The sequence below is a fragment of the Paenibacillus sp. LHD-117 genome (genome assembly GCF_030929555.1).
In the GTDB taxonomy this organism is placed as follows: Bacteria; Bacillota; Bacilli; order Paenibacillales; family Paenibacillaceae; genus Pristimantibacillus.
Genome location: NZ_JAVFVT010000018.1, coordinates 24,703 through 39,586, shown reverse-complemented (window position 1 = coordinate 39,586; position 14,884 = coordinate 24,703). Strand labels below are relative to the sequence as shown.

Here is a 14,884-nt window from a genome sequence, read left to right as displayed (position 1 = left end):
GCCAAAGGACGGCGACAGCCAATTCACCTTGCTTGGCGAGCTTTCATGGAATAGGACATTGATCGCCAGCATAGGATGGTTACATGAGCGCGGGATAGGTCACGGATCAATTTCATGAGCGTGTCTGAGGAGGGATGAGGCATGAAATTTTATACGATCAAACTGCCTAAATTTCTGGGCGGGTTTGTTAAGGCGATTTTGAATACGTTCCAAAAAAATTAATGCCGACGCAGCGCGCAGCCTTCGCCTTACAGCCATGATACCGAGGGAAGAAGAATTTAGGGAAGAACAAAAATAAAAGCACCTGAGCGCTCAGGTGCTTTTGTCTATGGCATCAGCCATGATTATACGCGAGTGACTTTACCGGATTTCAGCGCGCGTGCGCTGACATAAACACGCTTCGGTTTGCCGTCGACAAGGATGCGAACCTTCTGCACGTTAACGCCCCAAGAACGACGTGTTTTGTTGTTCGCGTGGGAAACGTTGTTGCCTTGACGCGGCGACTTGCCAGTTAGATAACATTTGCGGGACATGACTACACCTCCTTAACGTTTTGCCGGGGGCAAAACCGACTTCGAGAGCTCACGCTATGATGAGTTGCAATAAACACACTTGAATATCGTATCACAAACTTCCAATTGGTTCAAGCCAATTCTGCATGTCCATGGGCTAATTTCTTGTACGGACTTCAATATCACGTTTGTTTATAGTACAATGGTACATAGTCCATAATAGATACAGTAAGGAGTGAATTTCCATGTCACTGCAGTTAAGCACTGAACTTGGCTCCATTCATGTTACCGATCATTGCATTGCCGTTCTAGCCGGCTCGGCGGCTATGGATTGTTATGGACTTGTCGGAATGGCTTCGCGCAAAGGATTAAAGGATGGGATCGCGGAGCTGCTCGGCCGGGATAACATGTCCCGCGGCGTGGAAGTGCGGCGCGAGAACGAAAGGCTGCATATCGACCTCCATATTATCGTAAGCTACGGAACCAAAATTTCCGAGGTGGCGCACAACATTCAGTCCAAGGTTACTTATGTCCTGAATAACGTCATCGGCTTGCAGGTGGATGAAGTCCATATATTTGTACAAGACGTAAGGGTATCCAGGTAGCGGGAAGGGGAATTTTCATTGGGTAAGCGCTCTATTAACGGATCGGATTTTGCCGGCATGGCATTGCTCGGTGCGGAGCTATTGCAACAAAACGCGGAACGCGTCAACGCGCTAAACGTCTTTCCGGTGCCTGACGGCGATACCGGCACGAACATGAATTTAACGATGAGCTCGGGGGTAAGGGAACTCCGGGCGAAACCGTCCGAACATATCGGCAAAGCCGCCGAAGCGCTGTCGAAAGGTCTGCTGATGGGCGCGCGCGGCAATTCCGGCGTCATTCTGTCGCAGCTCTTCCGCGGCTTCGCGAAATCGCTTGCATCACTCCAGGAAGCAACCGCGTCCGATCTTGCGGCTGCCATCCAACATGGCGTCGACCTGGCGTACAAAGCCGTGGTCAAACCCGTCGAAGGCACGATTCTGACGGTGGCCAGGGAAGCGGCCAAACACGCCGTTCAATACGCAAGACGCAATGCGGACGTGTTCGACCTGATCGGGGAGCTGCACCGCAAGGCGCATGAAGCGCTTCAGCGCACGCCCGACCAATTGCCGGTTCTGAAGCAGGTAGGCGTCGTCGATTCCGGCGGTCAAGGCCTCGTGTTCATCTACGAAGGTTTCGTGCGTTATTTGGCCGAGCTGGAGTCCGGACAATACCAGGATACGCTGTTTGTTGCGACCGAAGCGGCTATGCCCGAGGAAGTACTCATGCCGGCGCCTAGGCGGGACGAACGCAGAGCGGAGCCAATCTCGGCGCAAGCGCGTTTGGCGACCGAGGATATCGAATTCCTGTACGACATGGAATTTTTTATCAACCGTTCCCGTTCCGGCAAATCAGCGATGTTTTTTGATGAATCCGCTTACAAAAAGGCGCTCGAGAAGGACGGGGATTCCATTCTCGTCATCGTCGACGACGACGTGATCAAAGTGCACGTGCATTCGCGCCGTCCGGGCGACGTATTCAACCTTTCGCTCCCTTATGGCGAGCTTACCGATATTCATATTTTGAACATGCGCGAGCAGCATCGCGACATCGTCGAGCACGATGCGATGTCCGTCAGCGCCGCGGATCTGTCCTCGGCCGAGCTGCTTTCCGGACAAGCGGTTAGCGGCGTCGCGCCGGTGCAGATGTTCGAACGCGCGCCTTACGGCGTCATTGCCGTTGCCATGGGCGACGGCATCGCGGAGATGTTCTTGTCCAGCGACGTCGATACCGTGTTGTCCGGCGGACAAACGATGAATCCAAGCACGGAGGACTTCCTGAAGGCGATCGACGCGCTGGCGGCCGACCACATCTTCCTGCTGCCGAACAACGGCAACATCATTCTGGCGGCGGAGCAAGCGGCGGAGCTGTCCGAAAGCAACGTCACCGTTATCCCGACGAGGACGATTCCGCAAGGGCTCGCGGCCGTGCTGGCGTTCAAGGAAGACGAATCGCCCGAGCGCAACCGGGATTGGATGAAGGGTGCGGCCGAAGCGGTCGTCTCCGGTCAGGTGACGAAGTCGGTCCGCGATACGTCGATCGACGGCGTCGACATTCGCGAAGGCGATTATATCGGCATCAAAGAGAAGGCGATCGTCGTCTCCCACGCCGATCTGCTTGCCGCATGCCAGCAACTGCTCGGCAGCATGCTGGAGGGCGGCGGGGACTTGCTGACCGTCATCTCCGGCGAGGAAGCGGATTCCGAGCTGACCGCATCCATCTGCGAGTGGGCGGAAGAGCAGTATCCGGATTTGGAGATTGAGGTCCAGCGCGGCGGGCAACCTCTCTACCCTTACTTGTTCGCGGTAGAATAGCAATTATTTTGGATCATATGGAGGGGTTGTCATGGGCAATGTACGGATCGTAACCGACAGCACGGCCGATATTCCGGCGGAGCTTCGGGAGAAGCTCGGAATATCCATGGTGCCGCTGAAGGTGCTGTTCGGAGAAGAGACCTATGTGGACGCCGTGACGATCACGGCCGAGCAATTTTACGAAAAGCTGAAAGGGGTCCCTACGCTCCCGACGACGTCGCAGCCTTCACCGCTCGAATTTTCCGAGATGTACGAGCGGCTGCTCGGGGAGGATCCGGAAGCGCCGATCATTTCGATCCACTTGGCCGCGTGCCTGAGCGGGACGTATCAATCGGCGACGATCGCGCAGTCCATGCTCGAGCAGGAAGCGGACATCACGGTCGTGGATTCCAGATCCGCTTCCTATGGCATCGGAACGCTTGTCGTTCGTGCAGCAGAGATGGCGCTTGCTGGTCGCGGCAAGGAAGAGATTTTGGCCGAGATTCAGCGTCTGCGAAATGACATCACCATTTATTTTCTGGTGGACAGCCTCGAGCATCTGCACAAGGGAGGCCGCATCGGGCGCGCTTCTGCGCTCATCGGATCCATCCTGAACATCAAGCCGATCTTGTCGCTCGACGTGGACGGCGGCGTTCACGCGGTCGACAAGGTGCGAGGCACGAAGAAGGCGATGGCGAGAATTTCCGAGATGTTGAAGGAGAGCTACGGCTCGGATCCCGTCTCGCTGACGATCTTCAAGACCGACGACGAAGCGGCGGCCCAAGAGCTTGGCGAGCGGGTGAAGGCCGATCTGAACGTCCAGCGTGTCGGATACGCTGCGATAGGTCCCGTCATCGGCACCCATGCGGGTCCGGGCACGTCGGCCGTACTTATTCATAGGGTGTGAGCCAAACATGTTAAAGCTTGACGAAATATCCGTAAGACAGCTCAAAGGCGTGAGCGCCCTCAAGGAGGGGGAGCTTCACGCCTTTGGCATACACACCGTCTCCGATCTGCTGAATTACTTCCCGTTCCGCTACGAGGATTACCGCGTGCGCGAGCTGTCTTCCGTGAAGAGCGGAGAGAAGGCTACGATCATGGGCATCGTACGGGGCGCGGCATTGCTGCAACGGTACGGACGCTCCAAATCCAGACTTACTTGCAAGATCGAAGCGGGCGGATTGCTCATTACGGCCGTCTGGTTTAACCGCACGTATTTGCAGGACCAGCTCCGGATTGGACGGGAAGTGATGCTGACGGGCAAGTGGGAGCAGTCCCGCCTGCAGCTCACGGTATCGGACTCGGAATTTCCCGATGCGGCGAAGTCGTCCAAGTCCGATTCGCTGCAGCCCGTCTATCATGTAGGCGGCAACATTACGCAGTCGTGGATTCGCAAGCAGATCGGCACGGCACTCGCGCAATACGGACCGCTGATCGAGGAAGTGCTGCCATACGAGCTGGTGGAGCGCTATCGGCTGATGCCGCGCTCCGAAGCGGTGGAGCGCATTCATCTGCCGGGCGATGCCATGCAATGCCAAGAGGCGCGAAAGCGGATGGTCTACGAGGAGCTGTTCCTCTTCCAGCTCAAGCTTCAAGCCTATCGCGCCTTGAATCGCGGCCGCGGCGACGGCGTTGCGCAGCCGATCGGCAGCGAGACGATCCGCGATTTCGCGGCTACGCTACCTTTTGCGCTGACGGATGCGCAGAAGAAGGTCGTCAACGAAATTTTGACGGATATGCGCCGAGGGTATGCGATGAACCGGCTGCTGCTGGGCGACGTCGGCTCCGGTAAAACCGTCGTGGCCGCCATCGCGTTATACGGCGCCGTTCGGGTGGGGCATCAAGGGGCGCTTATGGTGCCGACCGAAATATTGGCGGAGCAGCATGCGAAGTCGCTAGCGCGTCTGTATGAAGGAACGGGGCTACAAGTTGGCCTGCTCACGGGCAGCTTAACCGAGCGGAAGCGAAGAGACTTGCTCGCGGGGCTGCAGATGGGGCTCATCGACGTCGTCGTCGGCACGCATGCGCTCATCCAGGACGATGTATTTTTTCGCAGCCTCTCGCTAGTGGTGACGGATGAGCAGCATCGATTCGGCGTAAACCAACGAAGCATTCTTAGGCGCAAGGGAATCAATCCCGACGTGCTGACGATGACGGCGACGCCGATCCCGCGAACGCTCGCCATTACCGCGTTCGGGGATATGGACGTCTCCACGATCAAGGAAATGCCGAAGGGCAGGAAGCCGATCAAGACGTATTGGGTGAAACACGACTCGTTCGACCGGGTGCTCGGTTTTATTCGGAAGGAAGTGTCCGAGGGACGCCAAGCGTACGTCATCTGTCCGCTGATCGAGGAGTCCGAGAAGCTGGATGTCCAGAATGCCATCGATACGTATATGCAAATCCAGCAGGCATGTCCCGATATGCAGGTCGGGCTTCTGCACGGCAGGCTGCCCGCCGCGGAGAAGGACGAAGTGATGGCCCGGTTCGCCGCGAACGATAGCCAGGTGCTGGTCGCCACTACCGTCGTCGAAGTGGGCGTCGACGTTCCGAACGTGACGCTCATCGTCATTATGGACGCGGAACGGTTCGGCTTGTCCCAGCTCCATCAGCTTCGCGGCCGGGTCGGGCGCGGCGAGCATCAGTCCCATTGCATCCTGATCGCGGATCCGAAGTCCGAGACGGGACGCGAGCGGATGAAGGTCATGACGGAGACGAACGACGGCTTCGAGGTGGCGCGGCGCGATCTGGAGCTTCGCGGGCCCGGCGATTTCTTCGGGACGAAACAGAGCGGCCTGCCGGAATTCCGGATCGCCGACATGGTGAGCGACTACGAGACGCTCGAACAAGCGCGCGAGGATGCCGGAGAGCTGACGGAGCGGGGCGACTTCTGGACGAACGAATCCTATGCCCGCTTATGGACGATTCTGCGCAAGGAAGGATTATTTCAAGGGGAGCAGCTGGACTAGGCAACTATTCGCTTCATTCGGCATATAGTTAAGCGATTAGACTGGATTGCCGGATGGAGGTGTCTGACGCTGTGAGTTATCAGAATTACGGCATTCGGCCGCAATTGGTTGAACGCGTAAAGCTCAAACTGAAAAACCCCGTCGTGAAGGACAAGATACGGCAGCTGCTCGGCCATTTGACCAAATACGATCTGCAGGACCGGTCGAAGGTACGCAAGCTGGTGAAGTCGGCTGCCGTCATCTTGCAGGAGAAGCTTACCGAAGCGCAAGAGGAGCAGATCGTCGCGTTCGTGCTGGCGCAGAAGATCGATCCGAACAACACCTTCCATTTGTTGAAGCTGTGGGGGATGTTTCGCTGACCGCAAGGTCGGCGATTTTTTTTATTGTCGGACAAATCGCGTACAGCAGGAAGAATAGGCCGCAAGGCGCTCGTCTATTTCTAACCTCATGCATGGATAGGGTGGAGCCGTCAGGCGCCAGACGGTTAGGCGAAACAACGATCCTATGGCTGCCGCTAACGGACTCCTGCGACTCTATTTGACCCAAATGAGACCATTTTGAATTCTAACGGACCCAGCCGCCGTTATTCCATGATTTTTTAGGTTTCGAGCCTCATAACAGGCGAATAACGTCGCTAGAGTCCGTTAGGTTTTAAAATGCTCGATTTTACTCCAAATAACGGCGCTACGGTCCGTTAGAGGTTGAAGGCGGTCGGCGCGGTTTGATCGTTAGTCGGGACGGAGCTTTGATGCGGTTATCTTGGGGAAATAAAGCATTAGACTATTATGTTACTGATGCAGGAAATTACGGATATCCGCAACCTTTACTTTTAAATGGACGTTACATTTATATCCATTTGAAAGGAGGCAGAGCGATGCGAAAGTATATCATTGCCTTTCTGTGCGGGATTGGGCTGACTACGGTGACTGCCGTCTATGCAGGCGATGCCATCAGAGCAACGTTGTTTCCCGTAAAGTACGAGGTGAACGGCAATTCCGTAGAGCTTCCGGAAGGCTTTGAAACGTTGAATTACAACTCCCGCGCCTATGTGCCCATTCGATTCGTTGCGGAAAGCTTGGATGCGGTCGTCGTCTACGACGAAGATGAGCGGACGATTCGGCTGGATAATGAATTTCATTTGCGCAGCATTGCCAGCGAATTAAGGGCGGGGCACGTGAAGACCGAAAAACAAGGAAAGGTTACGAAGGTGACGGCCCAGCTGTATGCGGGGCAAGCGTATTGGTCGTCACTCTATACAAGCAAAACGAATATCGAACCCGGGAATTACATAACGGTGTCGGCCGACCTGGCTTTTTATGATGAAGAAGGCGCTTTTCTCGCACGAGTACCGGTTAACGCCTCGTGTACGGCTGAAGGGGATCAGCTTATGGATGTGGCGGCGGAGACATCCGTCGATTTATCGGAGTATGCTTTTGTCACGCTGGAAGAGGTCCGCCCGGAACCCATTTACTCCTTTATGCCACCCAATCTGGCTATCGTAGATCCGACCGGCATGCTTGCCATAGGGCAACCGGATATGCTGCCAAGCGGAGACTTCACTAAAATCCGTGTCCAATTCTCCTTCCTTCAGCAGGGTTATTTTCAAGTTGATGCTACGATTGCGTTTTACGGCGACGACGGTCGGCTCCTAGGGACGGCAGACTTAAAGTCGGAAGGAACTGGGACCGGGATTGCCTTCGATGAACCTGGCGAGCTTCACATTTATACGATCGAAACGGTCGGGAAAGGCGATTTCTCCAATGCATCGGGCGTTAAGCTGACCGTAAATAAAATCATGAAACGTTCAGAGGTATTAACCAAGCAAGAGATGTATGATTTTCAATTTTTGCGAGCGGATTGGACCAAAGAGCGGTTCGAGAAGCTGGGTTCGTTCGAGAAGGTCGTCAATGAGCCGGGAGCCGAGACGACTTATCGAGATGAGGATATCCGTTACATTTTTATGGACAGATTTTCAGCGATAACGACTCCTTCAGTCATTGAAGTGTATGGCGATGTGCCGGGACCAAGAGGGATTCGCGTCGGAGATTCTTTTGACGAGGTGCTTGCGCTCTTCACTCAAGATGATGTTTGGAAAAGCAACGAATTGGGCCTGTTCTTCGGGCAATTCGATTCGAAAGAAAGTCCGATTGGCGGAACGGGATACGTTAGCGTATTCGAAAACGGACAGAAAGAGATCACCTTAATTTCGGAAGACATCATTCCGTTTTTCAGAATTTTTATGAAAGATGATGTTGTCACGCATTATACATTCTTTATGGTCGGAGATTAGCAGCGAGCCTAACACGACAAATCCATGAATAACGCTGGCATCGGCGGCCTCACCACAACTCCATCTGTCCGTCGGATTGGCGGGGGAGGATGAGCGAAGGTTCGTCGTTGCGCACGTTGCCGACCGCAGCGCCTACGGGATAGGCCTCGATCTCCCGATCCGGGTACGGGACGAATAAAGCGGCTAGCTTGTCCGGATCCTGCATGCCGCGATTCAGCCATAACGCTTCGTCTTCCGGCCGAAGGATAACCGGCATCCGGTCATGGATCGGCGCGACGACTTCGTTCGGCTCCGTGGTCAGGATGGTACAGCTGCTAATCTTCTCGCCGGCGGGAGACTGCCAGATTTCGTATAAGCCGGCCATGCTGAATACGGAGCGGTCCCGCTTCACGATGCGCATCGGCTGCTTGTTCTTGCCGCCGGCGTCCTTCTTCCATTCGTAGAAGCCGTCCGCCGGAATGATGCAGCGCTTCCTCCGAAGCGGCTCGCGGAACGCGGGTTTGGACGCGGCCGTCTCCGCTCTCGCGTTAATCATCATGAAGCCGATCTTCGGATCATCCGCCCAAGGCGGCACCAATCCCCATTTTAACTCCCCCAGCCGGTTACGCTGGCCGTCGTGGATGACGGCAAAGACGAGCTGGCTGGGCGCCACGTTGTATTTCGGCCGGTGGTAAGGCACCATCGTCTCATCGATCATGTATCTTACCATAAGCTCTTCGAGCGATATCGTAATCGTATACCTTCCGCACATGGGATTGCCTCCTGCCGGTTTCATTCTTTTATCCCCATTATACCTCTCCCTCCCTTTGCAGAGAAGGCGATGGGATTGGGTTCTATGGGATTGCGTTCTTGCCGAGGGACGCCCGGTAGCCGTATGAGGATCGAATGCTACGCGGATACTGGTAATAGAAGGATGTTCGCCTGCCGAGGATAGTTGATTGGCTAAAGTCCATCGAAAAAGGGTTGAGGGGAGAGGGGAGCGTGCGCACGGGGAAACAAAAGGATCGCGGAAGCGGGGGAATTCGAAGCTGGCTTGGCCACCTGCTCGCCTTGTCCGGCGCGGCTTTCGCCTATGCGGTCGGGAAATGGCATGCGATGAAGGAGTCGCAGTCCATGCTCGATACCGCGGAGCCGCTTGTTTTGTCTCCATCCTCGGCAGCCAAGCTGATGGAGGCGTGGGGGAAGCTTCCTCCGCTGCAAAGCGGGTCAGTCCATCTCCCGTCTTGGTCGCCGGATGAGCTGGCGTTGATCGGACGGATTCAGTCGGAAACAAAGGCGCTCAACCGCAATAACGTGACGCGCACGGAAGCGTATCGAAACCTGTATTTCCGCTCACCTGAGCTGCACTGGGCGCTGATCGCGCATATGGTGTCGCGCAACGGCGGATGGAATATGACGGATCTGCAGGGGGAATGGCTTACCCGGCTGCTGAACGATCGCCAGCGCAAGGATGTGTTCATGTTCTTGGAGCGGGGAAACTCGCTGATCTTCGGCGATGCTTATCCGCAGATGCTATTGTACGAATGGAGCCGCCGCTTAGGACGCAGCTTCTTCCACCTGCTTCCGGCGTTCGGCGTGTCGGCGTTCATGGAGCCTGTGTGGCGGCAGTTCTGGAAGGACGGGGATTCCGTTATGCTGTCGACCGCTCTGATCGTGAACGAGCAGCATTATATCGACCGGCGGGTTGCGCGCAACCCGTATTACGAGGAGCGGGTGCTCCATACGATGTTCTTCGGCTTGCAGTCCTTGCTGCAGATGAACGCGGTATTTTTCCCTTACCGGTGCGAGATGGAGGATCAAGGAGAGGACCTGCAGCTTGCCGGACTTATTCTGGAGCAATTCCAGCAGCTGGGCGAGCGTATCGAATTCGGCAAGCGGCTATATGCGATGCTCTTCGGCATTCCGCGCGTCTTGGACGGGGTTCGGCATTTCGCCGCTGCCGTGAAGCATACCGGCTCTAGAGCGGATTATGCCCCGGGCCTGTTCCAGCCAATCCGCCACCAGCCACCCGAGCGCATCTACGCGGAGAAGCTGCTCGGCGGCAAGCTGAAGCCGGGAGCGGCTCCGCTCTACAGCCCGCCGCTGCATGCCGCGTGGGGCGATCATGAGGTGGAGCCGCCCGAGCCCGGAGACTGGTTCGAGGGGCCGGCGCAGGTAGGCGCGTATTTCCGCCGCTTGCCGTTCCCGCAAAACTTCGAAATGACAAACGAATACGGGCTCCTGCTGAACAAGCTGGAGCTGGCCGTGCTCGCGGCGCAGCGGGGTATGAGTCCGTTGGCGTAGAGAACGCGGAGGGAGCTTACGGCTAGTCGAATCCTGTATTTGTCCGCGCGCCGCGGTAGGAGCGGGGGCAAGGACAACGACCGCGCCGGATGCCGCGCATCAGAAAACGGCAGCCGCCATGGGCCGCCGTTTCCGTTCGACCGACGGTCGCCAAACCGTCACTCCGCTTCCAGCGTCGCCCCTTCGATGTCGCCGATGGGGAACCATTCGCCGTCCACCATGAACCGCCGCTTCAGCTCGTCGACGCGATCTACGATGCCGATGACGGTGAGCAGCTCCGCAGGATGGTACAGCCGGATGGCGACCTGCCGCCTGCGCAGCAGCGATTCCGAGACGGCGCGGGACACATGCTCCCACTCCTGCTCGTCGAGCTGGATCCGTTCGCGGCGCCTCGCGGCATCCGCCAAGCCGTTGATCGCGGACTTATGCTCCGGCAGCATCATGCGGCTCGATTCCCACAAGCCGTTGCCTTCAAGCTTCTTCCTCATTTGTAGTGGCCTCCTATCTTCTTGGAACGATCCATCGCCTGGCCGGCCGGCGTCGCCGATACCGCCCGCAGGATGCTTGCGTCCCCGTATTTCTCCTTGATGGCGTCCGTCGCCCGCTCCAGCGCCATCCACTTCTCCCGTCCCTGGTCGAACAACGACATCTGGTAATCGCCGTCCGGCGACAGCTGCGACAGGCTGACGCCCACCTTGCGCACCGGCAGGCCGTCCCAATGCTGCCGCACCAGACGCAGCGCTTGGCGGTATACCTGGTTGGTCACGTTGGTCGGGTCGTCCATCTTCATCTGGCGGTTGAAGCCGCTCGGCCGGTCGTAATCCGCGCCCATGCAGCCCACCGATACGACATGGCCCATGTAGCCCTTGCCGCGGCAGCGCTGGCAAACAAGCTCCGTCAGCTCCAGCAGTACGGTCCCGATTTCTTCCAGCGTACCGTAATCGCGCGGCAGCGTCATCATATGCCCGACGGATTGCGGGGCGACGCTGTGCGTGCCCGGCCTCACGGGACTGTCGTCGATGCCGTTCGCGATGCGCCAATACAGCTCGGCGTTAATGTCGGAGTTGCGGCCGAACTTGCGCCGCATGAGCGTCTTCAGCTTATCCAGCGGCGTCGCCGCGATCTGCCCGATCGTCTCGAGACCCATGGCGTTAAAATGACGCGTCATGCGGCTGCCGACCATGAACATTTTGGCGACCGGCAGCTTCCACAGCGTGTCCTCCAGCTTGTCGGGCGTTAAGGTAAACATGCCGGAATCGTTTTTCTTGGCGTAATTGTCGCACGCCGTCTTGGCGAGGATCTTGGTCGGTCCGATGCCGAACCGCGTATAAATGCCCGTCTCCGCCTGTATGCGTTTCTGGATCAGCGAGGCCAGCTCTTCCGGAGAGCCGTACAAATGCAGCGAGCCGGTCACGTCCAGAAACTGTTCATCGATGGAGTAGGGTTCCACCAGATCGGTATAAGCTTCGTAGATGCGCGTAATCATGAGCGAAACGTCGATGTAGAGCTTCATGCGCGGCTTGATGATGACGAGCTCCGGACATTTGGCGAGCGAATCGCCGAGCCGTTCCGCCGTCGTGACGCCGCGTTCCTTGGCGATGGGACAAGCGGCCAGGATAATGCCTGAGCGGCGTTCGGGGTCGCCCGCCACGGCGAGCGGCAAATTCTTGTATTCCGGGCGTTCCACCTTCTCCACGGAGGCGTAGAACGATTGGCAGTCGGCCAGCATGATGGTTCGTTCATGCGCCATGTTGCCACCCCCTCCTAATGCGAATATATGTTCTTATGATATGCTTATTATATACAGAACGTACGATCGTATACCATCTTTTTTTGGTGGGTATTATTGACAATGCCGATAGGCGGCTTTCGCCGCGAATAAAGAGGGAAGCGCCAAAAAGCGCCGCACGGCGAACTGGATTTACTCCGAAATTCCGGAATATGAAAGCCGTATAGAGGGAGACTAGACGTAACGACTTTGTCACAAAACTTATCAAACCTTATCTTCATGAGTGCTATGTTTATGTCGGTAAACGATTCAGCGAAGGCCGGCCGTTACATAAATCGGAAAGCGGTGAATGCGATGGATGCCAGCATATTTATGAGAGTGATGACCTACGGCATGCACCACGGAAAAGGCATGGATGGAAAAAAAAGTTTGCACCGCATAGCGGAAGAGATTGCAAAAGCGCATCCGGATATTGTCGCCTTGCAAGGGATGGACCGTTTTTTGCCCCGCAGCGGCTTTCAGGATCAGTTGAAGAGGCTGGCTAATCTGCTCGGAATGTATGCCTGCTTTTCGCCTAGCGTGAACCTCCTTATCATCCAATATGGAAACGCCATTCTGAGCCGCTATCCGATCATTTCAAAAGAAATTCAGTATATTGGCGGGTCTAAAGAACGAAGGAGCATCTTAATCGCAAGACTGCAATTCAATGAAAGTAATACGGTTACCGTTATAAATACCCATCTAGGGGTTCATGCGAAGGAACGGATCAAACAATTTCCTATTCTTTGGGATGCTTTAGTTAAGCTGGAACAGCCGGCGATCTTAGCCGGGGACTTTAATATGGAGATGGATGATCCTCTCATGAAACAATTGAACTCCCGATGGCAAAAAATTGCGTTACAGAACAAGCTGCCTACCCTGGATAAAGGCGGAGAGATCGATCATATCTTTGTAAACATGCCGACAGAACAGGCCTTCGCCAAGGTAGCTCCATCCGACGCATCGGATCATGAACCGGTCATTGCAGAGCTTCGCTGGAGGCTTTAAAAAAATGTGTTTTAAAGTGGGGAGCAGACCTGTGAAAATAAATTATAAAGCCGCCGTTTTACTCGTGCTAAGTTTAAGTTTGCCGATCATCGGCTGCGGGGCGGACTCCAAAGGGCGGATCACTCAGCAAAACGTCAAGTCCCATGGCGCGGCAAATCAAAAAGCCAAACCCGTCATCATGATCTTGATCGATTCTTTAATGGACAAGCCTTTGCAAGATGCGATCCAAGAAGGCCGTGCGCCCGCGCTGAAATATCTCCTGCAAAACGGGCAATACTTCCCGCAGGTCGTGAGTTCGTTCCCCACCATGTCCGTAACCATCGACAGCACATTATTAACGGGGACGTATGCGGACCGGCACCATGTGCCTGGGCTTGTATGGTACTGCGGCAAGGAGAAGCGCATGATTTTTTACGGAAACGGCGTCAAAGAAGCGCTCAAGATCGATCAGCTGCAAGTATTTGTGGATGCCGTCCATCAGTTGAACCAAGTTCATTTGAACAAAGAAACAAAAACGATTCATGAAGAGCTGGCCGACAAAGGAAAAGAATCCGCGTCGATCAATGGCATTATTTTCAGGGGAAAAACGGAACATGTCTTAGACGTGCCCGGATTCATCGCGTCCGGCAGCCGGGTGCCGAAAACCATGAACATAACGGGACCCAAATGGTTTTCCTATGCGGCTCTCGCGCAGCTGGATCCGAAGAATAGATGGAATACGCTAGTGTGGAAAAAATACGGGTTGAACAACAAGTTTTCCGCCCAAGACGCCGCGTTTCTAATTCGCCAAAATAAACTTCCAAGCGTAACGATCGCCTATTTTCCGGAGAATGATAGTTCAGCGCACAAAAAGGGCCCCAGTCAGTTGGATGGAGTCGAAAAGGCGGATGAAGCGCTGCAAGTGGCGCTTAATGCATACGGTTCGTGGGAGCAGGCCGTAAAAAACGCGATATGGATCGTCGTAGGCGACAGCGCGCAAAGCGCCGTTTACGACGATCGGCAGAAAGCCACCGTCGAGATCAGGCCGCTCTTGAACCGTTACCGCATAGCCAAATTAAATCGACGCGTAAGAGCGGAAGACCAAATCGTGATTGCCACGAATGAACGGATGGCTTATATCTATGCGATCGATGCTAACGTGCAGTTATCGGATGTCGTGAAGCTTCTGCAAAAAGAGGACAAGCTCGACATCATCGCCATGAAAGACGGCAAAAACGTTCGGGTCGCGGCGGGGAAAACCGGGAGCACGTTTTCTTATCGGCCCGGCGGAACCATCACCGACGAGTATGGACAATCGTGGACCATTACGGGCGAGCCGGAATTCGCGGATATTACGGTAAAAAAGAACCGGATCAACTATGGCAAGTATCCCGACGTTTTGGCAAGGTTGTACGGGGCTATGTTTTCCCATGAAGGGAGATACGTTATCGTCACGGCCGAGCCCGGATACGAGCTCGTCGCCGAAAGCTCCCCTACGCACATCGGAGGAGGGTCGCACGGTTCGCTGCATGAAAAAGATTCCATTGTCCCGTTAATTATTACCGGAACGAATACGCGGCCCAAAACGCTGCGAATCGTCGATATCAAAGACTGGATTTTGCAATTGGCGAACGAATGAAAGCTCCCTGTCCGGATTCATGCGCGGCAGGAAGCTTCTTTGTTTTCGCTCGCGCCGCAGG

General features: G+C 55.5%; 14 protein-coding genes. 10 read left to right on the top strand and 4 right to left on the bottom strand.

The features are described from left to right. Positions 1-141 precede the first annotated feature (141 nt). On the top strand, positions 142-222 hold the full coding sequence (spoVM, locus tag RB620_RS15435; RefSeq protein WP_010345573.1) for a stage V sporulation protein SpoVM: 81 nt from the start codon (positions 142-144) through the stop codon (positions 220-222). 122 nt (positions 223-344) lie between these two features. Here the strand turns inward: spoVM and rpmB are convergent, their stop codons facing one another. Beyond that, a complete protein-coding gene (gene rpmB, locus RB620_RS15430; protein ID WP_068683988.1) occupies positions 345-533 on the bottom strand; it encodes a 50S ribosomal protein L28 in 189 nt (62 codons plus the stop codon). Between the two features lie 224 nt (positions 534-757). Between rpmB and RB620_RS15425 the strand changes: the two genes are divergently transcribed. The 6 genes from RB620_RS15425 (at position 758) to RB620_RS15400 (ending at position 8,146) form a co-directional block, all read left to right on the top strand. Continuing rightward, entirely contained in the window at positions 758-1,117 is a 360-nt protein-coding gene (locus tag RB620_RS15425; protein WP_308095709.1) for an Asp23/Gls24 family envelope stress response protein, read from the top strand. A 57-nt stretch (positions 1,118-1,174) separates the two neighbouring features. Beyond that, complete coding sequence (locus RB620_RS15420) at positions 1,175-2,908, top strand: DAK2 domain-containing protein (RefSeq protein ID WP_308095875.1); 1,734 nt, start codon at positions 1,175-1,177, stop codon at positions 2,906-2,908. 31 nt (positions 2,909-2,939) lie between these two features. Beyond that, positions 2,940-3,794 carry a DegV family protein gene (locus RB620_RS15415; protein ID WP_308095707.1) on the top strand — a complete coding sequence of 285 codons (855 nt, stop codon included), beginning with the start codon at positions 2,940-2,942 and terminating at the stop codon, positions 3,792-3,794. A gap of 7 nt (positions 3,795-3,801) precedes the next feature. Next, positions 3,802-5,856: an ATP-dependent DNA helicase RecG gene (gene recG / locus RB620_RS15410; RefSeq protein WP_308095705.1), complete on the top strand. Its 2,055-nt coding sequence runs from the start codon at positions 3,802-3,804 to the stop codon at positions 5,854-5,856. Positions 5,857-5,927: 71 nt separating this feature from the next. Continuing rightward, a complete protein-coding gene (locus RB620_RS15405) occupies positions 5,928-6,215 on the top strand; it encodes a stage VI sporulation protein F (RefSeq protein ID WP_308095703.1) in 288 nt (95 codons plus the stop codon). Between the two features lie 515 nt (positions 6,216-6,730). Further along, the gene (locus tag RB620_RS15400) at positions 6,731-8,146 is read left to right on the top strand and encodes a stalk domain-containing protein (RefSeq protein ID WP_308095701.1); all 1,416 of its coding nucleotides are present in this window, start codon (positions 6,731-6,733) and stop codon (positions 8,144-8,146) included. 49 nt (positions 8,147-8,195) lie between these two features. Here RB620_RS15400 and RB620_RS15395 read toward each other — a convergent pair whose 3' ends face one another. Further along, entirely contained in the window at positions 8,196-8,897 is a 702-nt protein-coding gene (locus RB620_RS15395; RefSeq protein ID WP_308095699.1) for an SOS response-associated peptidase, read from the bottom strand. Between the two features lie 230 nt (positions 8,898-9,127). Between RB620_RS15395 and RB620_RS15390 the strand changes: the two genes are divergently transcribed. Continuing rightward, complete coding sequence (locus RB620_RS15390; RefSeq protein ID WP_308095697.1) at positions 9,128-10,429, top strand: DUF2515 domain-containing protein; 1,302 nt, start codon at positions 9,128-9,130, stop codon at positions 10,427-10,429. 158 nt (positions 10,430-10,587) lie between these two features. Here RB620_RS15390 and RB620_RS15385 read toward each other — a convergent pair whose 3' ends face one another. Both RB620_RS15385 and RB620_RS15380 read right to left on the bottom strand, forming a co-directional pair. Then, complete coding sequence (locus RB620_RS15385; RefSeq protein ID WP_308095695.1) at positions 10,588-10,917, bottom strand: YolD-like family protein; 330 nt, start codon at positions 10,915-10,917, stop codon at positions 10,588-10,590. Further along, positions 10,914-12,179 (bottom strand): DNA polymerase IV, encoded by a 1,266-nt coding sequence (locus RB620_RS15380; protein ID WP_308095693.1) that lies wholly within the window; start codon positions 12,177-12,179, stop codon positions 10,914-10,916. Before RB620_RS15380 ends, RB620_RS15385 begins: the two co-directional genes overlap by 4 nt. Before the next feature lie 273 nt (positions 12,180-12,452). Between RB620_RS15380 and RB620_RS15375 the strand changes: the two genes are divergently transcribed. Further along, positions 12,453-13,205, top strand: a complete 753-nt coding sequence (locus RB620_RS15375; protein WP_308095691.1) for an endonuclease/exonuclease/phosphatase family protein — start codon at positions 12,453-12,455, stop codon at positions 13,203-13,205. A 4-nt stretch (positions 13,206-13,209) separates the two neighbouring features. Continuing rightward, on the top strand, positions 13,210-14,823 hold the full coding sequence (locus tag RB620_RS15370; RefSeq protein WP_308095689.1) for an alkaline phosphatase family protein: 1,614 nt from the start codon (positions 13,210-13,212) through the stop codon (positions 14,821-14,823). Positions 14,824-14,884: the final 61 nt, after the last annotated feature.